20 protein-coding genes are annotated in these 19,482 nt (G+C 55.9%); 10 read left to right on the forward strand and 10 right to left on the reverse strand.

Annotation, left to right across the window (positions count from 1 at the left end; all coding sequences use genetic code 11):
- The first annotated feature begins 98 nt into the window (after positions 1–98).
- Positions 99–1,028: a metallophosphoesterase gene (locus ACMGFE_RS09420; protein ID WP_436924898.1), complete on the forward strand. Its 930-nt coding sequence runs from the start codon at positions 99–101 to the stop codon at positions 1,026–1,028.
- Positions 1,029–1,127: 99 nt separating this feature from the next.
- Here the strand turns inward: ACMGFE_RS09420 and ACMGFE_RS09425 are convergent, their stop codons facing one another.
- From ACMGFE_RS09425 to ACMGFE_RS09440, 4 genes are all read right to left on the reverse strand, one after another.
- On the reverse strand, positions 1,128–2,882 hold the full coding sequence (locus ACMGFE_RS09425) for a hypothetical protein (protein ID WP_436924899.1): 1,755 nt from the start codon (positions 2,880–2,882) through the stop codon (positions 1,128–1,130).
- A gap of 699 nt (positions 2,883–3,581) precedes the next feature.
- Positions 3,582–4,754 (reverse strand): tyrosine-type recombinase/integrase, encoded by a 1,173-nt coding sequence (locus ACMGFE_RS09430; RefSeq protein WP_436924900.1) that lies wholly within the window; start codon positions 4,752–4,754, stop codon positions 3,582–3,584.
- Positions 4,747–5,040: a hypothetical protein gene (locus ACMGFE_RS09435; RefSeq protein WP_436924901.1), complete on the reverse strand. Its 294-nt coding sequence runs from the start codon at positions 5,038–5,040 to the stop codon at positions 4,747–4,749. Before ACMGFE_RS09435 ends, ACMGFE_RS09430 begins: the two co-directional genes overlap by 8 nt.
- A 457-nt stretch (positions 5,041–5,497) precedes the next feature.
- Positions 5,498–5,641, reverse strand: a complete 144-nt coding sequence (locus tag ACMGFE_RS09440) for a hypothetical protein (protein ID WP_436924902.1) — start codon at positions 5,639–5,641, stop codon at positions 5,498–5,500.
- Positions 5,642–5,985: 344 nt separating this feature from the next.
- On the opposite strand from ACMGFE_RS09440, the gene ACMGFE_RS09445 reads away from it, so the two are divergent.
- Positions 5,986–6,318 carry a winged helix-turn-helix domain-containing protein gene (locus ACMGFE_RS09445; RefSeq protein ID WP_436924903.1) on the forward strand — a complete coding sequence of 111 codons (333 nt, stop codon included), beginning with the start codon at positions 5,986–5,988 and terminating at the stop codon, positions 6,316–6,318.
- A 23-nt stretch (positions 6,319–6,341) separates the two neighbouring features.
- Here ACMGFE_RS09445 and ACMGFE_RS09450 read toward each other — a convergent pair whose 3' ends face one another.
- Together ACMGFE_RS09450 and ACMGFE_RS09455 are read right to left on the reverse strand one after the other, a co-directional pair.
- Positions 6,342–6,629: a hypothetical protein gene (locus ACMGFE_RS09450; RefSeq protein WP_436924904.1), complete on the reverse strand. Its 288-nt coding sequence runs from the start codon at positions 6,627–6,629 to the stop codon at positions 6,342–6,344.
- A 169-nt stretch (positions 6,630–6,798) separates the two neighbouring features.
- Complete coding sequence (locus ACMGFE_RS09455; protein WP_436924905.1) at positions 6,799–7,794, reverse strand: Cdc6/Cdc18 family protein; 996 nt, start codon at positions 7,792–7,794, stop codon at positions 6,799–6,801.
- A gap of 228 nt (positions 7,795–8,022) precedes the next feature.
- Here ACMGFE_RS09455 and ACMGFE_RS09460 point away from each other — a divergent pair, with 228 nt between their 5' ends.
- On the forward strand, positions 8,023–9,369 hold the full coding sequence (locus tag ACMGFE_RS09460; RefSeq protein ID WP_436924906.1) for an AAA family ATPase: 1,347 nt from the start codon (positions 8,023–8,025) through the stop codon (positions 9,367–9,369).
- Positions 9,366–9,968, forward strand: coding sequence for a hypothetical protein (locus ACMGFE_RS09465; protein WP_436924907.1), 603 nt, complete (start codon positions 9,366–9,368; stop codon positions 9,966–9,968). The genes ACMGFE_RS09460 and ACMGFE_RS09465 overlap by 4 nt, the downstream gene beginning before the upstream one ends.
- Before the next feature lie 22 nt (positions 9,969–9,990).
- Here the strand turns inward: ACMGFE_RS09465 and ACMGFE_RS09470 are convergent, their stop codons facing one another.
- Entirely contained in the window at positions 9,991–10,272 is a 282-nt protein-coding gene (locus tag ACMGFE_RS09470) for a DUF7692 domain-containing protein (protein WP_436924908.1), read from the reverse strand.
- A 318-nt stretch (positions 10,273–10,590) separates the two neighbouring features.
- Positions 10,591–10,773 carry an AbrB/MazE/SpoVT family DNA-binding domain-containing protein gene (locus ACMGFE_RS09475; protein WP_436924909.1) on the reverse strand — a complete coding sequence of 61 codons (183 nt, stop codon included), beginning with the start codon at positions 10,771–10,773 and terminating at the stop codon, positions 10,591–10,593.
- Positions 10,774–10,927: 154 nt separating this feature from the next.
- Between ACMGFE_RS09475 and ACMGFE_RS09480 the strand changes: the two genes are divergently transcribed.
- On the forward strand, positions 10,928–12,379 hold the full coding sequence (locus ACMGFE_RS09480; protein ID WP_436924910.1) for a DNA cytosine methyltransferase: 1,452 nt from the start codon (positions 10,928–10,930) through the stop codon (positions 12,377–12,379).
- Between the two features lie 35 nt (positions 12,380–12,414).
- Here the strand turns inward: ACMGFE_RS09480 and ACMGFE_RS09485 are convergent, their stop codons facing one another.
- Positions 12,415–13,524 carry a restriction endonuclease, SacI family gene (locus ACMGFE_RS09485; RefSeq protein WP_436924911.1) on the reverse strand — a complete coding sequence of 370 codons (1,110 nt, stop codon included), beginning with the start codon at positions 13,522–13,524 and terminating at the stop codon, positions 12,415–12,417.
- Between the two features lie 157 nt (positions 13,525–13,681).
- On the opposite strand from ACMGFE_RS09485, the gene ACMGFE_RS09490 reads away from it, so the two are divergent.
- The 5 genes from ACMGFE_RS09490 (at position 13,682) to ACMGFE_RS09510 (ending at position 18,158) form a co-directional block, all read left to right on the forward strand.
- Positions 13,682–14,767, forward strand: coding sequence for a phospholipase D family protein (locus tag ACMGFE_RS09490; protein ID WP_436924912.1), 1,086 nt, complete (start codon positions 13,682–13,684; stop codon positions 14,765–14,767).
- Positions 14,768–14,958: 191 nt separating this feature from the next.
- Positions 14,959–15,975, forward strand: coding sequence for a restriction endonuclease (locus tag ACMGFE_RS09495; RefSeq protein ID WP_436924913.1), 1,017 nt, complete (start codon positions 14,959–14,961; stop codon positions 15,973–15,975).
- Positions 15,976–16,150: 175 nt separating this feature from the next.
- Positions 16,151–16,756, forward strand: coding sequence for a tyrosine-type recombinase/integrase (locus ACMGFE_RS09500; protein ID WP_436924914.1), 606 nt, complete (start codon positions 16,151–16,153; stop codon positions 16,754–16,756).
- 218 nt (positions 16,757–16,974) lie between these two features.
- Positions 16,975–17,775 (forward strand): alpha/beta fold hydrolase, encoded by an 801-nt coding sequence (locus ACMGFE_RS09505; RefSeq protein ID WP_436924915.1) that lies wholly within the window; start codon positions 16,975–16,977, stop codon positions 17,773–17,775.
- Positions 17,776–17,777: 2 nt separating this feature from the next.
- Positions 17,778–18,158 carry a cupin domain-containing protein gene (locus ACMGFE_RS09510; protein WP_436924916.1) on the forward strand — a complete coding sequence of 127 codons (381 nt, stop codon included), beginning with the start codon at positions 17,778–17,780 and terminating at the stop codon, positions 18,156–18,158.
- A gap of 191 nt (positions 18,159–18,349) precedes the next feature.
- Here ACMGFE_RS09510 and ACMGFE_RS09515 read toward each other — a convergent pair whose 3' ends face one another.
- Positions 18,350–19,324, reverse strand: a complete 975-nt coding sequence (locus ACMGFE_RS09515; RefSeq protein WP_436924917.1) for an alpha/beta fold hydrolase — start codon at positions 19,322–19,324, stop codon at positions 18,350–18,352.
- Between the last annotated feature and the right edge of the window lie 158 nt (positions 19,325–19,482).

Genomic DNA, 19,482 nt, shown 5'->3' on the forward strand with positions numbered 1-19,482 from the left:
TTTGTCGGACCCCGAAGCCGACTCGCGGGCCGACCCGAAGCCGTTTTGACACCTACGGCCGTAGCGAACGATCGTTCAACCGAGATGACAGTGTTGCTATGATAGACATCACCGCCGGCGACAGCGAGACGGTGCCGACCGAGGCACGGGACGGGGTAACGGGACTCGACGCCGATGCGCCGCGCATCGTCAGCGTCAGTGACCTGCACGGCTATCTCGACGACGCGCGCCGCGCGCTCACGGCCGTGGGTGACCACCCCCACCACGACCCGCTCGTCGAGGAGGACGACGACGGCCGACTCCACTGGGCCGGGAGCGACGAGTCCGTCCTCGTGGTCAACGGCGACCTCGTCGACCGCGGTCCCGACAACGAGGGCGTCCTCGAACTGGTGGCGCGCCTCGCCCGCGAGGCGCCGCCCGGCCACGTCCGCGTGACCCTCGGCAACCACGAGTGGGGCGTGCTCTTCCAGGACCTCGTCAACTGGGAGGCGTGGTTCTCCGGCCAGCGGACCGACGCCGAGCGCCGACAGCTGTGCGAAGCGATCGAACGCGGCGGGCTCGTCGCCGCCTACGAGGGATACAACTTCACCTACGCCCACGCCGGCCTCGTCGCCGACTACGACGCTGCGACGCTCAACGGCCGACTCGTCGACGCCGCGCTCGAACTCCGCGAGACGATCGGCGCACCCGAAGACGCCGAGACCCAGCAGCGACTCGTCGACGACTACAGACAGGTGCTCGGGCTCGGCCGGCAGGGCGGCCGCGGGTTCGGCGCTGGTATCGCGTGGCTGGACTTCCAGTTTCTCCCGGGCAGCGCCCAGCCACAGATCGTCGGTCACACGCGCCAGGACGTACCCGTCCAGAAGGGCAACGTCGTCTGCGAGAACGTCATCCGTGCAAACCGCTCCGATGCAGGCGGCGAGGGCGCGCTCGTCGAGACGCCCGACGCGCTCGTCTCCCTCGTCCGCAACGGCGACGACGACGTGGAGTGCAGCGAGTTCGACCTCCCCGACGCCACCGAACGCTGACGCGATCCAGAGTACCGCTTGTAGAGGCGACCGAGACTCGTCCTCGCTAGCGCGAGCCAGGCCAACGCCCGCAGATGTGACCGAGACGCGACCGGCTCCTCACCCGTCGGTGTCGATCTCGTCGGTCGACGGCGTGTAGACGTTCTCTTCGATGTACTGCCAGTCGTCGAACGGGTCGCCCCCGGAGTAGCCGAGCACCTCGCGGCCGCTGTTGTAGTTCATGACGCTCGCGTACTCGTCGTATGAGACGTCACTGGAGTCGATCCCGTGGTACGTGCCGTGGCCGAGGCCGACGGAGTGGCCGAGTTCGTGCATGAAGTGGTTCGCCTGGTACAGCGGGGGATCGAGCGGCTTGCAGACCATCGCGCCGTTGCTCCCCCGGATGGACGCGAAGCCGGCGACGTCGCGGCCGTTCAGGTACGGGTCGACGACGAAGAGGCCGTATCGGTAGCCCTTCCCGTCGGTGTCCATGTGCTCGGCCATGATCTCGTTGCGCTCGGAGAGGTTCGTCGTCGGCGAGCGAGCGATCTCGTCGTCGACGTCGACGTGGAGCGAGATGCCCGTCGAGCCGTCGGGATTGTCGACCGGCGCGTCGGCGTACTCCGCGACGACCATGTCGATGGCCTCCGCGGAGGGTTTCCGCCCGCTCATGTAGTCGAGTTCGACGAAGACGTCGAACCGAGCGGGGTCGGCACCGTCCATCGCCGGGTCGTCTGAAACCTCCTCGCCGTCGGACAGCCCGTCGCCGTCCGTGTCGACCGCCGTCGGATCCGACCCGTAGCCGTTCACCTCCTCGCCGTCCGGGACCCCGTCACCGTCCGTGTCGGCGACCATCGGGTCCGCGTTCGCTTCGCGTTCGCGACCGTCGGCCAGGCCGTCGCCGTCGGTGTCCACGTTGGTAGGGTCCGTGTCGTACCGGTCGACTTCCGCCGCGTCGTCGAGGCCGTCGTCGTCCGTATCAGCGACCGTCGGATCGGTATCCAGTTCGACGACCTCCCGTCCGTCGCCGAGGCCGTCTCCGTCCGTGTCGAGCGCGGCGGGATCGGTCCCGTGGTCGATCACCTCGACGCTGTCGTTGAGGCCGTCCTGGTCGGTGTCCGCGACGAGCGGGTCGCTCCCGTGGTCGTCGACTTCGGGACCGTCGCGGAGCCCGTCGCCATCGGAGTCGGCGACCAATGGATCCGTGTCGTACTCGGCGACTTCCTGTCCGTCCACGAGGCCGTCGCCGTCGGTGTCCGCAGTGGTGGGGTCCGTTCCGTGGTCGTCGATCTCTGCGCTGTCGTCGAGGCCGTCCTCGTCCGTGTCGGCGACGGCCGGGTCCGTCCCGAGTTCGCGCTCTCGGCCGTCCACCAGTCCGTCGTCGTCGCTGTCTGCGACCGCGGGGTTCGAGTTCAGTTCTTCCACCTCGGCGCCGTCCGAGAGCCCGTCGCCGTCGGAGTCCGCCACGAGTGGATCGGTCTCGTGTTCGGCGATCTCCGCGCCGTCGTCGAGGCCGTCACCGTCCGTGTCCTCGGTAGTGGGGTCCGTCTCGTGATCGTCGATCTCCGTCCCGTCGGGGAGACCGTCCCCGTCGGAGTCGATTGCATCCGGTGCGGTCCCGTACCGGTTCACTTCGAGTCCGTCGTCCAGCCCGTCCCCGTCGGAGTCAGACGATAGCGGGTCCGTGCCCGCTGAGACTTCCTCGTCGTCGTCGAGGCCGTCGCCGTCCGTGTCCGCCGCGAACGCGTTCGTCTCGGATGTGAGTTCCGTCGCCAGCGAACGACTGTCCCCGTCCACGGAGACCACCCCCGCCGAGGCGCCGCCGACCGCGACCATCACGACGAAGATCGCGACCGCCGACTTTGCCTGCTCCATGCCTACAGTCGATCATCGTTTTCTCACAAATACTTTTCTGTGCGGCGATATTACCTGTAAATAACTGCTAGATACGAACGGAGTTGTTACCAGATGGGGGCGAACGGGCAGGGTTGAGTGCGAGTTCGAGAGGAATGAAACAGACGCCGTGCGGGCGTCTCAGTGCGAGATTGGCCGCGATACTGACGAGATACTGATCAGGGTACGAGAGTGAACGGAGTGATAAATTCGCGGAACTGGCGTCCAGTCCGGTGAGAGTGTCCGCGGAGTGGTGTCAAAGTGGGTTCTGTGGGATCGAGAGCCGGAGTCAGCTGGGGACACAGCCGTCGGAGGGGTGACGTCGCTACGACTCTCTGAGTGAACGGAAGGCGGAGGGCCTACAGAAGGTTCCCTACGGATCGCGAACGACGCCAGTTCCGAGCGTCAGCCCGACCAATAGGCGTCAGGCCGACAAATAGGTGACCTACACGTGGAAGAGGAGAGAGATCCCGGCGATCGGACCAAGTGTCCTGAGCGAAAGGATCCAGGTCATGCCGAGTCCGACACAGGATTCCGTGAAAGAACCGGGGTGTTGAGTTGGTAACGTGAGGTTGACACTGTGAACGAGTTGTAAGTTTTGAAGTGGGACCGCCGAGGTCACTGGTCGGTAGTGTGCCAATTGCCATTTAATTCCGCTTGCCGTACCGTGGTTACTAACTATCATTTGTCGTCTAATTTCTCCAAGAATTCGCGCCGCACGGCGCCACGAATTAGCTGCTCGGGCTGGTCGTACACTCCCTCAATCAGGTCCTCGCTCGTGTTCGCGCGATCCGCGAGCTCGGAGATAGGCCAGCCACGATCTCGGTGGTTCGTGATCGATCCAGTCCGCACCCTGTGGGGACTCCGCGAGCTCGGACACTTCGATCCCTGGCCGTGTTCGCGAGCCTCGCATGTCTCGGGGTCGCGATCGTGTGGACAGGGGCCGCCAAACTCGCACGGCTGCGTGAGGATGTACGTCCAATTCCGCATGGCCGACTTCGAGAGCCGGCCGTCTCCCTTCGCCGAAGTGATCAATGGCCTGCGGCCGTGACCGTCGCGGACATCCTTCCGGTTTACCTGGATATAGTCCTCGACGACGTCCCCGACCCACTCGGCGAGATTGATTACCCGCTCGCCTCCCTCGTTGTTCTTGAGAGGAGTCTCGCTCTCTGGCCGGTGTCGAGGATACAAGAGGGGGAACTCGACGTCGTCGAGGATACTCTCGATAACGTGCGGGGCGAACCCCTCGTTCGCCAGCTCCTCCCGGAGTCGCTCCCGATCCTCGTCCGTGTTATAATAGTCCTCGAGGTCGAGCGAGTGGATCGTTCCGATTCGGGCTGTTGTTCTCCAGAACAAGAGAAACACAGTGTGCTCGCGCGAGGCGTATCGATACTGATCCAGCCCATAGAGAATGTCCTCCGCTCGCTCGGTGATCAGTTTCTCCGTATTGACGCGGTCCTCTTTCGAGAGCGAGGGTACGTCGAGCGCCTTTACGACGTCCTTCGAGACGGCTTGAAGCTTATGACAGTACCGGAGCCACTGTCGGATCGTCCCGAATTGGTTATTTAGTGACTGTGTGTCGAGATCCGACGAGCGACGATAAGCCTCGAACTCCTTGATCTTTCGAGTCGAGAGCTCTGAGAGGTCGTCGATGCCCTCGTCCTCGAGCCATTCCAGGAACGGACTGATCCGATAGCGGTAGGACTGAATGGTCGAGTCGGCTCGATCGAGCGACTGAAACCAGAGGTCGAGCGCCTTGGTCGGCGCCGTCGACTCGAGCTCCGGCTCGTCCTCGAGCTGATCGCGAATGTCCGAGAGGACCTCCTCGAGGTCTTCCGACTCGTCGTCACTCATTTTTCATCCCGAGAACCTCGAGCGCGTCGCGGAGCATCTCCTCGTCGGCACCATTCGCGGCATGGACCACCTGTCGGACAAGTCGATCCTCGGTTCGATTCTCCCGACTCGGCCACGGGACACCGCGGACCTCGACCCAGAGATGATACATCGACTCCTCGTCGAGCGTGATATCGACTCGCTCCTCTTCGCAGTTGATCGAGAGGGCCCAATTCTCGGACTCGATCGAACCGGGGCCGTAGGAGACCGACGGACGGGTGTTGTCTGTCCGGAACGTACGAGTCACCGGGATCCCCCCTCGATGCTCGCCGTCACGGGTTCGGCTATTCGGTGTTCCCCGTTCCGACACCAGATACACCGCTCGTCGTCCAGGTACGTGTGGAGGTCGCACTTGCACACCTCGCACTCGCACGGCTCCGTCGGACGACCTCGCTCGAGGGCGTGCTCCCGGTAGGAGTCAGGTTCGGGTCGCTCACGGTCGGGAGACGGGCCGTCGCCGATATCGTCGGGATCCAGCTCCGCGAGTCGCTTCGCGAGACCGGACCGCGAGTCGCCCGGCTTCCGAGGCGGGCGCCGGACGGGATCAGCGAAATTCTCGTCGCACTCCTGGCAATGCCAGTCGGCCGTATCGTCCCCGTCCTCTCGACGGAGGTTTCGCGCTCCCTGTTTGTGGATCAGCGACGACCCGCAATCGGGGCACGCTTGCACGGTGTCGGCCATCGACGATTGGGACTTTCCGCGGATCACCGCGATCCCTCCGTCGGGCGGTCGGCGTCGCGAGCTCGACCGGAGCTCTCTCGGATTCGTTTCTCGACCGCGGCGGCCTCCTGGTCGGAGAGCTCCGCGATCGCGCGCGATTCGTCTAACTGTCGCTGGTTGTGATTCATACGTCGAACTTCTCGAACGGTGTGCCCACACGGAACCGCGCTCTGAGTCGCCGGTCCCGTCGTTTTGAGGCCGACGATCGGCTCTCCGCACGTCGGGCAACTGGTCGGAAGACTGTACTTGCGCGCCGTAGGCCGGGTATTCTTTTGTGGCCGGGGGTCGTCTTGCATAGCACGGTCACCTAGTTGACCGACACGGCGCCCGTGCTGGTCCCACAGGCGTCGACCAGTTTTTCGAGAGTCGACAGCCCCGAGGAGCGCCGCGTCGGTCTGATGTCCAAATCTTTTCCCATATGCATTAGTTCTTGGGGATAAGATTTGACACTGTGTCCAATTATACTGCCACCATGGATGACATCGAAGAGGGTTTTAGATGGCTCTTCGGGCATCAACTCATGCCCCGGCACCGAGCAGACTGGATGACTGGTAGTGATGATGTCATCCTCGAATTCCTCGATGATTCGGGCGCTGGGCACAATCTCCAGGGGATTGCGAATAATTTCGAAGATAGAGAGGTCTCTATCTCCTACAAAACAATCACTCGTCGATTGCCGAAACTTCACGAAGCCGGGTTGGTCCGAACCCTTCCTGGAGACGGCAAGTACTACGCAATCTCTGAGAGGGGTCGTGAATATCTTCAGGGCGAAGTCGATCTCCGAGATGAGCCTGAACCGGAGTGAGTTCAGTACACCAGACATCGAACTCACAGGGCCACCTCCGCGTTACCCTCAATCTCCGAGATACCGATTCCATAGAGTGTTTCGACCAACCATTCGGGTAGCTCCGGTTCGGTAACGAGGTCGTCCTCGGCGTTGCTGGTCTCGACCAGCTCGGCGACGCCTTCTTCGTCGATGCCGAACTCCCAGAATTCGTCCCGTTCGACTTCGATACGGGTGTAGTAGTCGGGATCAGTGTGGTAGATCTCGACCTCGGCTTTCTGTCCGTCTACCTTCGCGCGTTCGACTCGATCTGGTCGCGGACTGCGCAACATGGGCACAGCGAGGATATGTGCCGAAAAAGCTCTACGGCGGGTGGATGGGCGGAAGGCGATTTATGGGAATTATGGCGGCAAGAATCGGGCTTAGAGGGCGTGAAGGGCGAGAAAGTCGCCAATGGGCGGAAAATGGACGGAAGTGGGCGGAAGCCGCGCAGTCTGGCGATTAGTGATGTGAACGGTAATGCCGGGCGCGACCGTTTCCAGACGCTTCTATCAGGTCGTACCGACGGAGACTCTTGAGATACCGACGCCGTGTGGACTCGGCTTTCGGATCGTATGCGCGTCGTTCGTACTCATCGGCGAGTTCGCTCCCAGAGATATCGCCGGCCTCGTCGATGATCTGAAAGAGTAACCGCTGGTGGGTTCCGAGTGAACGGATGCGACGCTCCTGGATGTCGTCTTCCGCATCGCGAACTACGCTCTCGACCGTCTCGACCGTCAATTCGCGGGTATCCTGTTGTTCGACACGTTGGGCGGCACGCCGTAGGATCGCGATGCCGCGGCGGGCATCGCCGGCCGCGATGTCGGCAGCCCAATGGACTGCCTCGTCGTCAACGCGGGACTTGATAAGCCCGTGCGTTACTCGACTATTGAGAATGTCGACTAGTTCGTCCATCGTGTACTTTTCTAACCGGACCGTCGCAGCACTCTGCATTCGGGAGGTCGCGCGGGAACTTAGTTGACCCATCCACTCCTCCTCGTCGATCGTTATCGCGACGACGGAGACGTTCGGCAGGTCGGTCAGGGCGACCAGCGGCCGCTCGTCCAGAACGGCGACCTCGTCAAGGACGGCAACGATGTGGTCGTCGGATTCCCGGAGACGGTCCAGAGCGAGCGAGGTCGGCTCGCCGCGTCGACGTAGGTCGGCGCCGAGGTTCACATCACGCACGAGCGTGTGGAGTGCCGCGGCGGTCGTGTTGTCGGCCATGCAGTTGACGTAGCCCCAGCGGATGCCGAGACTCTCGCGCTCCAGCTGGGAGAGGACGTACTTCGCGATCGTCGTCTTTCCGGCGCCGCTCGGGCCGAAAATTGTGACGTTCTCGGCGTGGTCGAATTGAATGGGTGCTAAGACAGACGAGAGATGGTCGATCTGGCCCTCTCGATGGTGGAGGTCTCTCGGGACGAACTCGGGGCGGAGAGCACGTGCGTCGGTTATCATACCGAACGCCTACCATATGCTCTCATTTAGTTGCCAGCCGTCCTGGGTGAAAGTAGAATCCCGAAATTTATAGACAGCTGGAATAAAGCAAAACGACACGCCAACAGCGGGTGCTATAAGTGGTGAAACTGACCATAGAGTGGGATCAGTCAAGCAACTAACTCTGACGAACAAACCCGTATATATTTCAGTCGCGTGGCCGAATTTTAACCAAGGCCGTATCACGTAATGTATCTGGAAAATATTCGAATCCACGGATTCAAAGGGATTCGCGACCTGCGGTTTGAACCTAATAAGATCAATATTATAACGGGCCCAAACAATGCAGGAAAGACCTCATTTTTAGAGTCCCTCAATTTAGTATTTAATCCTGGCATCATCAGTGAGTGGGAGGAGGATATTGACTATCTAATCAATGCCAAGTCGAAAACAGCCGCGATTGACTGCGAATTCTCGGGTCATCAGACTACATTTGGGGATTTTTCGAACATTGATTATGGTGAAAACCAGTTGAAAAATCGTGAATTAGGGCTTAGGCCCCCTCGAGAATCCGAGGCTCTCGATGCTTTTGTTAACGCCCTTCTCGATCTTTCATCACATGGACCTGATGCTGATTACTACGTAGACCGTCTATTCGGACGAACTCTTAGTCCCGATGACTTTGAGACAATAACTGAAGACTCACAGTTTCATGAGATAGTTGATGAATCGTTGAGGGAAACAATCATAACCACATCTGAACAGTTAGATCGGAGTACGATTCAGGACAGCTGTATTGTCATGTCCATAGATGGAGAGGAGTTTCCATATATCTATCTTGAAGATTCAATTTATAATGAGCTGCGCGCTGAGATCTCCCATATGGCGGCACGTCGTGCCCTAACAAAACTGTACCAAGATGATGAACAGGTACGATCTAATCAAGATCAGATTGACCGGCTTCGGCAAATGTTCTCCGACCTATTGATCCCCCGATTGGGGAAAGATAGGTTTGTGCATGAGAAGCCATCTTCCGTTGGTCAAGTTGTGTTCGCTAACACAGAAACTGTATCGGGTGATAATGTTGATCTGAGTAAAGATAAGGGTGCAGTGAGACTTCAGAAAATAGAGGAATACATTAAAGAAACCTCTATCTTGCGGCATTTGGAAGACTTATCTTTTGACTACATTGTGTTCAATGAAGATGGTAATGAATACCAAGTACCGTATGAATTCATGGGAAGGGGATTCCGACAGATAATGACCCTTTTGTGGGAGTTGCACAAGTCAGACGTGTCTGAAACGGTGTTCCTGCTCGAGGAAGCAGAGAATCATATGCACCCAGGATATATTAGCAAATTAGTGTATTTCCTGATTGATCTTGCCATGGCCGAGGAAATCCAGCTCTTCATCACTACCCACGATCTGGACTTCTTAGATGCATTCTTTTCGCAGAATATAGCTCATAAGGAGACTTCATTCTTAGAAAAGAATTTTAAGTTATTGAAAATGGGTAGAACATATACAGAGCAATTAGACTATTCCCAGGCGGAGAAAGAGCTAGAAGATATACATACAGATTTACGTGGAATATGAATAGTATATTTCTTAGTGAAGGGAAGAATGATACAGAGTTGTTAGAAGCTGTATTAAATTCCATATATCGGGATTTAGAAACTCAAAGATTTGATCTTGAGGACCATTCTAATGATAAGTTAATAAAGCAGGAATCTTCAATGATTAGGTCTTTTTTGGAATACCGGAGCGATAAGGATATGCTGTTAAAATCAGAGGGAGGAAAGCCGAAACTTAAAACCGCAGTTGCAAGCTTATCACGAGGGCTTCTCGACTATCTTGATCATTTTGAATTATATGTTGTGATTGACCTTGATGGGGGTTCAATCGATGGAATTATTCAAGATATTGACGAGGAATTAGAATCGCGTTCAACGACCTACACAGCCTCATTGGAGAGATCCGGGAGATTGAAGCCGGCTTCGCCGTTTCTAATCCAGGATTCAGTATTTTCATACCGGAATTTAGAATACGAAATCCGATTTATATCATTGGAGAATACCCTAGAAGATGTTGCAAACATAAACAAGGATACAGATTCGGGAGAAGAACAACGAGAAAAGGTCCGCGAGATATCGCGGCGCGATGATATCCAATCTGTGTTTTCGGAACACACATAGATGTGTGCAATTGATATTTAGTCTATCTCCACTGTAGCAGTAATGCCCCCGTATCAGCTTCAAACTCGAAATTGAAGCGAAGGGAGATGTCGCTGAACCGATCCAGTAATTCACGCCGCTGAGCGAGCGACAGCTCCTCGTCCTTGAGGAGGTCGGCGATCTCGCCGACGAACGCCTGCACGTCCTGGCCCGCGAGCATCAAGGTGCGCGTTTTCTTGCAGTCGTAGAACGCGGGGACGTCCTTGACGATGTCTTTCCTGTGGTCGAATTTGCCGTCGGTTCGGATTCTCGTTGCTCTCTCCACACGGCGGTGAAAATCGTAGTTATCTCGCGCATCCCAATCACGTGCCCGTTATAAAGTCCGCCCGGATGCGGGTATGATCACGCCGCCGGCTAGGGGCGCTCGTCGGCCGCGACCGCGGTTTCGTACACACGAGTTGCGCGCGCAGTTATGCGCTCGTGTACATTCGCGGAAGCGGTATCGCGGCCGCACGACCGGGAGAGGAGGTAATTCAAAGAAACCGCTATTCCAAATTTAGAGAGAAGTTGAAGTGGAAGCATAGCGCGAGAACGGGCGCCTGCGTAAGTCTCAACAGTCTTCTGGTTGATACGGCAGTTTACGTTAAGAATCTGATTTATGTATTCGCTTATATGAGATTGTTAGTTCCTCCTCTTCATCAACTTCAACAATAAATACATCCCCTTCGGAGATTCCATGTTCTCGTTTCAAATCCGCAGGGATAGTCAGATCTAATGATTCTGTTCCATGGCGTCCTCTAGCTTTCACGTTATAGGGTTCTGGCACGGGGCTAGGTCTAAACCGGATACATAACGTACTTCATGTGTTTTATGTACATGAGAAATGCTGGACTGAGAATCTCAGGTTTACAACCAATTTGCAAAATCAAGCCTACTGAAGAAACACCTTTGTAACCGTTCGGTCAAACAGGAGAGTAACGATGAGTAAGCCGACTGCGATCAGCCTCTTCTCCGGGCTGGGTGGCATTGATATTGGCCTCCATAGAGCCGGAGTAGAGACGCTAGTCACTGTCGACAATGACGAGTATGCCGCAGAATCCCTACGAGCGAATAGTTCTCTATACGATATCGGGATTGCAGGATCTGATGGGGGATATGATTGGGAAGTCATCGAAGACGACATCCATGCGATCTCCAGTGAGGATGTTATTGAGGCAGCTGGGACTGACAATATCGACCTCGTAGTAGGTGGTCCCCCGTGCCAAACGTTTTCTCGTTCGAACGAGGGCAACCGAGAGGGTACTGACGCGGCTCGAGGTATGCTCTATGAGGAGTATGCGCGGCTACTACGTGCATTAGAGCCCAAAGCGTTTATATTCGAAAACGTCCGTGGGCTCGCATCTGCTAACGAGGGAGAGGATTTTGAGATCATCAAGAAGGAATTTGAAAACTCTGACTACACTCTCAACGACGAGGTTCTGAACGCGGCAGACTTCGGCGTTCCCCAGACTAGGAAACGACTGTTCGTCGTTGGATTCCGTGGCGACTCTAAGCCATATTTCCCCGAACCCACACACGTTGAGGCGAAAAACACGCTTACAGGCAAATCCTCATGGATTACGGCCGAGAAAGCTCTTGACGATTTTGACCTCGACGCCGATTTGACCGCTGATGAGGGGTATGTGAACGCTGTCGGTGGCAAATACGGATACCTCCTCAAGGATGTGCCTCCAGGAGGAAACTACCAGCATTTCTCGGAGCGAAAGTACGATCCCGAAAAGGGCGAATACATCGAGCGTTCAGAGGACGAACTGGATGAGAAAGTGTTCGACTGGCGATCTCGCCACTACAATTATCTGCTAAAGCAGGATCCGAAACGTCCAACTTGGACACTCCAAGCTTCGCCGGGGACTTACGTCGGGCCTTTCCATTGGCGATCGCGTCGGTACTCCTTCCTTGAAGAGATGCGCTTGATGGACATACCGGTTGACTACGAAATTCGAGGACCGCCTCGCGAGGTACAACGGCAGATCGGAAATGCGGTACCCCCCGGATTAGCTGAGGGGATTGCCAATGGAATCTTAGAACAGCTGGGTATTGAATCCGAGAATGAGAGAGCGGATCCCGCTAGAACTTCCATCAGGACAGACGGGGGATCGATCGTTCCGACGATAGACGGGACTGTCGAGGTTGACTCAGAGTATTCCCCCTGGCGTTATGCTGAAGCCACAATGCAGGAGTTAGAAGACGGACAGACAGTAACCATCACCGGACAGGGTAGCCGGGTCGCACAGGTGATCGATGTAGCCGAGTTGGTTCGTCGGCAATTCGATCGAGACGTATCTATATCGCTTAGTGAGTCCGTCTTTAAGGACTGCGAGACTAGCAAGAGCGACCGACTTTCAGTTTTAGAGGCAGAGATAGCTCCGTAAGTGACCGTCAAGACCGAACATTTAGACCACTCTTATCAGTCAGATAGAGACTCAATAGCCTGTTTCCAATCAGACTTACTACTCTCCTGAGCCCGCATATCGTTCAGGAACTCTCCCACGGATTCACGAAACCGTCGTCGGCCCGCCCGCCCTTGGAATTTCAGACTGGAGTAGAGATCCTCTGGAGTGACGATCAGGAGTTCAATTTCTGCATCATCGATGTTCTCAAGCGCTCTATCGCGTTCGTTGCCAGACCGAAATCCTTGCCCAGCCACGAAGAGATACTCCTCAAGTTCGTGTTCTCGGCCAGTCGAAATAGAGTGCTGAATATCTGATTTGGTGGCGGGCTTGTCTTTTACTTCAGCGGCCTGGAGTAGGTTTTCCTCGTCCTCGGTCTCGAATACCTCGATATCACCCGCTGCATTTGAGTTCTCATCGGCGACGTTCACGTGGTCTACTTTGATGTAGATATCTTCCTTGTCGGCGAAAAAATACTGTGCGTCAAGCACTCCGGCAGTGACAGCCGCGAGCCGTTCTCCTAAATCAGACTGAGTGAGATACTCTTCGATCGTCGTCCGGAGTTCTTGGTATGAAACATTCGGTGGGTTGGTGTAACTAACCGTCGTGGGTTCAAGCTTCGAAACCTCGTAAAGGGTTTGCCGAAGCATATCTATCGGGTCTAATTCACCAGCTTCAGATCGCTCTTGAAGTTCATCTAAGATTCGAATCAGTGTCTGATAGATGTCGTCGTTTCTGACGGTGTAGTCGGTGTTTAGTTCCGATTGCCGATAATACACGCTATTGGTTCTGGGTTCATTGGATCCACCCAGCCGCTCTCCATTATCTTTCTCCCAATCGGTCACAACGTCAGTCGCTAATCCACCCGAATTGAATGAACCCTCGAGATCGCTCTGGTCTTGCAGTGCCAGAGCGTGGACATCTGGATTCACGGCTTTCGCCAAGACGTTGGTTACAAGGATATATTTGAAAGTCCTCGTACCATACTTCTCGGCGTGTATAACTTCTCTAAGCCCCTGTTTGATGATGTACTCGTCTACGTAAGCAGATTCATCACTATTGGTTACTTCTCGCCACGTTTCCCGCAGAAGGTCTTCTGCTTCGTCGTAGTCTACTTCCTTCGACATTGAGACTTGACCGTGTCATGGCAAGGTACCAGCCAGTCACTGAACGTTCGTGTACCTTAACAACATTATGTACATAGAAACGCTAAGGCCGGGATTATCGATGGGACCTTGCTTCACCAGAAGAGCTAATTTGTTATAACATAGTTACAATATCTGGATGAAAGTCGCCGCTATTGGACAGGGGTTCGGTATTGTGAATGAATCGGTTTCTGAGATGCTAACATCTGGTTCATCTGTTCTAGATGAACCACCGACGACGGTCGGCGAAGTCGTACTTGCCTCCATCTATGACAAGGCATTCAACGAAGCTCAATTCATTGTGGCTTTCGCCACCGAAACAGGGGCAAGCACAATCATCAACGCGATAGAAGACTCTTCTCTTGAGAATGTAGACTATTTTATCGGGACCGATCAAGAAGCGACGACAGAACAAGCACTTGAGGTATTACTCAAGTCCGATCTATCTGTTTCTTGGATCCGTTTCCGCTCTTCGGATACTACCTTCCATCCTAAAGTCTACCTGTTCAAAGGACCGGAAAAGATACGACTAATCATCGGTTCCGCTAACGTCACAAATCCCGGTCTTGAGAAAAATGTTGAAGCTGGGATGATTTATGAAGTGAATCGCCACGAAGAGGACGATCTCGGTCCCATTGCAGATATCGAAAACTCCCTCCTCGGCCCGCTTCAAAAAAAGAGTAGTCCACTCACCGAATCTGCCATACAACAGCTAAAAGAGCAGGGATACATTGGTGACGAGGAACAGCGGTCTTTCTCTTCGACAGATCCAGAGACCTCGTCGTCAACTCCGGAAGGATCTGAGAATGAGTCTCTGGGTGTAACAACAGGGACGACTGCTCGAGATCTGTCTGCACTAATCAATGCAGGTGATGAAGAACCTGATTCTAAACCATCCGGGACTGCAGATAGGAAGCGACTCCCTACACGGGCAGAATTACCACCAATCCCCGAAGTTGAGGAATTTCCCAAAGAGACTGACCGCCGGTTCTACAATCGGTTGTGTCGGGGAACAGATAACCAGCCGTCTCTCATGCGACGGATCATCTTTGAGGAGGGTAAGATTACCCAAGGAGAATTAAAACGCCGATTGATTGAAAATCACGGATATGATGATAGCGGAAGTCTCGATGCAAGTCTTCGCGTTCTCTGGAGAACTACTGATGAAATCGATAAAGAAGGAGAGGGGCCCAATGCTCAACTAGTCTGGACCAGAACAAGGTAACGGCCGCTCAATGGTGGAGTAATCGTACTGGGTGATCAAGCGCTCACTGGTTGCGATCGCAATTCCAAAAACACGATTTGTGTTCACACTAGATCCAGATTTACCTGCAAATCTAAAATAGAGACTGTCCCAAGAAACCCACATATTGGTTCCAGCAGGATTAAAACTTCACATTGGGTTAGACATCTACAATGAGCGCGAGTGCAGAATTAGTTCGTAGAACCGCAGAACTTGATCAGCTCAACGGGTTTGAATTCGAGATTGAAGCACTCACTATGTTTTGCGAGTTTTTTGAGATTGATGATGATACACTTTTTCGAGAACCGTCGCTCAGTCCTCACTACCGTCCAGATGGGATGATTGCCGGAGGCCCGGATGTAAAGCCGTGGGCCGTGATTGAAGTGAAGTACTCGTCGAGCGAACGTATCTATGAGGAGGCTAGAAAGGAAGCGACAGTATACCGGAATATATCTGGTGCAACATACGGGATTGTAATTGGACAAGGGTATCTTTGGGTTAACGGACCGGAGGGTGAATACTCACTCAGGAAAGCGGAATTGGAATCCGACAATCCGGATGATAGATCGAAAATTGAGGGGCTGCTTTTCTCTCCTGACTCGCTCCCAACAGCATCTTACGCCATTTCTGAGGAAGCGAACGATCTAGAATACGTGGCGAAAGATCACTTCGAGATGGATCTTAACCGGTTTGAACGCCATCTAGCGGCCGTGGACCGGGCAGAATCAACTACAGAGAAGGGTGAAACATTTGAAGAATTTGCTAATTTCCTTTTTGGTGGGATCCCTTTTCTGAACGTCCGAAGTGATCGGCTTGATACGAAAACCGGTGAGATAGATTTAGTTGTTGAGTACACGGGAACGACTGAAAAGACCATTTTCGACGAGTATTCTCGATTTATTTTAGTAGAGTGTAAGAACTGGTCGAAGTCCGTGGGAACCGCACAAGTGAGAAATTTCAAGGGGAAGATGGATAAATCTCAAGTCGATATTGGAATAATCTTTGCTCGTCGCCGTCTTTCTGGGGATAACAGTGAATATGCCCAGCGATATATCCATGATCTCTTCCAGCGTGAAGGCCGAATGATTCTCGTCGTAGGTGAAAACGAGATCCAACAATTACGACGCGGCGTGAGTTTCTACCAGATATTGGATCAGGCAATGTATCGAAGGCGATTTGATTTCGAGTGAGTATCCTTCTAAGCCAAGGATTGAAGCTTACTCAATAGTCCGGTTTCGTATTTAGATACAAGTGTGAAACGCGCAGGGGCGGGTATCAGCGAGACGGCCAAATCTGGACGCTTCACGGGAGTGGCCGATCCACCGGGAAGGATTTTGATTACACGTTTCCCACAAGAAGCGTGCAATGAGAACTGAACGGAACAAAGACGGCTCCTGGAATGTCTGGTTGAGTCGCGAGGAATATCGAGCGCTCCCGCGAGCTGCGGAGTCCTTCGAGCGCGAGGTCGCGATCCGACTCATGGGCGACTGCGGCCTCCGTGCTCACGAGGTCCTGGACGTTAAGCCAAGACACATCTCTCGAATGAGCGACGGCCGGCACTACGAGCTCGAAGTCGTCGGTGGGAAAGACACAACCGGCGAGTACGACCAGGGCAAGCATCGTGAGACGTGGCTCCCGATCGAAGTCGAGAGTCTGATCAACCGATACATCCAGAGCGAGGGGATCAACCGCGGCGAACCGCTCGTCGACATTACGAAACGAACCGTGCAAAATTGGGTCGAATGGGCGGCGGAGGAAGCCGCGAAGGAGATGGAAGACCCTGATTTCGAGCGAGTGAGCTCACATGATCTCCGCCGGGCATGGGCGAACCACCTACTGGTTGAGGAGAACGTTTCGCCACGGATCGTCATGGCGCTCGGCGGTTGGAGTAGCTACGACGCCATCGAGCCGTACCTCGCAGCACCGAAGGAATCGAATATCATCGACTCGATGTCTCACGTATCGCTATAAATAGCCTTGTCGAAACCCCCCATCAGTGACAATCCCCGGAGAGCGTGCTGAATACAGAGCGCGAATCCATCACGAACTCCTGGTTTCCCTGGGTGTTTGGTAATAGTTAACGTAAATCGTAGCGTATACGACCATCAGCGCTTGCTCAACTACCTTCTCAGGGGGGCACAGCACATCGAGCGCTCTGACTGGAGGAACCAATGGCATCCACACCTACAATGCACACGGTCGCGTCAGCAGATGGAACCCCGATCGCCTTCGCACGGACGGGAAGCGGGCCCCCGCTCGTCCTCGTTCCCGGGGGCGGCGCGAACGATCACACGCGGTGGGACGCAGACGGGGTGCGCCCCGCCTTCGCAGAACACTACACCGTGTATGCGATTGACGGCCGGGGGCTCGGCGAGAGCGGTGACGCCGACAAGTACGCACTGGAACGTGAGTTCGAAGACGTGGCGGCCGTCGTCGAGTCGATCGACGAGCCAGCCGTCCTGCTCGGGCACTCAAGCGGCGCGCTGGTAGCGTTGGAGGCAGCGGTGCGAACCGACAACCTCCGGAAACTCATCCTGTACGAACCACCGATTCCGGTTGGCGACCACGTCCTCGACGTCGAAGAGCCGGTCGCTGAAATGGAGATGCTCCTGGACGAGGGGCAGAACGAGCAGGTGCTCGTCCTGTTTCTGCGGGAGATTGCCGACATTCCGCCGGAGGAAATCGATGCGCTTCGTGAGGCCCCGAACTGGCAGCGTCGAGTGGAAGGGGCCTATACCATCCCCCGTGCAATCCGAGGAGTGAGCGAGTACGAGTTCGATCCCGCTCGGTTTACGGCCATGACCACGCCGACGCTGCTATTGGCCGGCAGCGAGAGCCCGCCGTTCCACCACGCCGCCACAGAGGCACTCGACGAGGCGCACCCGAACAGTCGGATCGTGACGTTCGAGGGACACGGACACGTCGCGATGCTCACCGCCACGGACCGCTTCATCGACGAGGTACTCACGTTCGTCCGCGAGGCGGACTAATCATGGAGGAACTCACCGTCGTCAGCCAGGCAGGATTGGACGAACCGGAGGGATCATCCGATGTTTCCCGGCAAGTTGTGTTCGATTCGGGGGATGTTCTCCTCGTGCAATCACGGGTTGCGGGTGGGGTTACGACGGGATGGCATCATAACGGTGACCGGCACGTCTACGGATACGTCGCGCGTGGACACGCGGTGCTCGAATACGGGCCAGGGGGGAACGAATCAGTGGCCCTCGATGCAGGTGATTTCATCTACGTCCCACCCCGGACCATCCGGCGTGTGGTGAATCCCACGGACGAGGACTGGGAGATCGTCATCAATTTCGTCGGCTCCGGTCCGCCAGCCGTCTCCGTCGACGAGCCCGAGTCCACGGACCGATAGGCGAGACCGTGTACTGCATCCATCCTCTGTATCAGGCACGGCGTTACTGACAGAGATCGAGTAGATGGCAAAGGTGCTGCTGCATACACCGCGCGTATGCAGCAGGGAGACGCAACCGGCTCGGGGAGAGAAACCCTCTTAGCGCCGAATGCCCTACTCAAACCGTCCGAACATCGTCTTGCGATGGTTCATCACTTGGTGGACAAATCCACGCCTCTTCCCTCTCGAATCAGTTGTGCACATTGCTCGGGATGAGCCAGGTAGGGGATGTGCCCAGCGTCGACGCTCTCGAACCGAACATCCGGGATCAGTTCGATGGCGTCGCGCACGTTGTCGGGGCCGCCCAGCGTGTCGTGGTCCCCCCAGATTACCGTCGTTGGGGGCTGGAGATCCCGCAACTCGTCCTTGCCGATGCGGACGGACGGATGCCACCCTCGGACCGAAAACAGCGCATTGAACTCGCTGAATCCCGCTTCTGCTGCCTTTGGGTCAGCTTCGTGGGCGGCGATCGCCCGGATGAACGCAGGGTGGTCCGTGATGGTCTCGCGCTCTCCAAAGATTTCCGCGATGTCGAGAACGCCTTCCTCTCCCGGTTTTTGCAGCCGTCGAAGTAACCGGTTGAGTCCGGGAACCGTGAGGAGGCGGAGCGGGACCGGCGGACGGGTCCCTGGGAACGCCGGGACGGACCCAACCAGAAACAACCGCCGGACTTTGTCGGGATGGGCAAGCCCGAACAAGATCCCCGTGTGGCCACCCATCGAGTGGCCAACGAGGTCGACCCGCTCGATTCCCAGCGCGTCGAGGATACCCTTGAGGATGTCGACAACCGTTCGTTGAAGATTTTCCTTGGTGTAGACGAAGGGGTCACTGAGACCGTATCCTGGCCGGTCAAAGGCGATCATCCGTGCGTCGCCGAGGTGTCCCATGAGTGGCGCAAAGAATGCCCCGAATGCTGCTGTGCCGTGGACGAACAGTAATGGAGTGTCCCCTCCGGCTGTCCCGGTTTCGAGGACGTGCGTTCGTACCCGTGGCTTCTCGATGTCGACGAACCGGGACCGAGGTTCGAGCCCGTACGCCTCGAACAAGCGACGCTGTGCCGTCTCGAAATCCGTCGTTTCCGCTCCCCTAGATTGCGTTTCGTCACCGGTGTTCATTGATGTTCTCATGCACCCATCTCCGTCGCACGTGTTCCGATGGGTGACGCTGGCCTGCTCTCTATCGACGCAGGCGTCATCTTCTCTGTAGGCCCTGTAAGACGTTAACACTTCCCAGTCGGAGGCCGTTCTTTCAGACATGGGCGAAGGACAACGATGTGAATGGCAAT

The sequence above is a fragment of the Halosimplex amylolyticum genome (genome assembly GCF_051414035.1).
GTDB classification, from domain to species: domain Archaea; phylum Halobacteriota; class Halobacteria; order Halobacteriales; family Haloarculaceae; genus Halosimplex; species Halosimplex amylolyticum.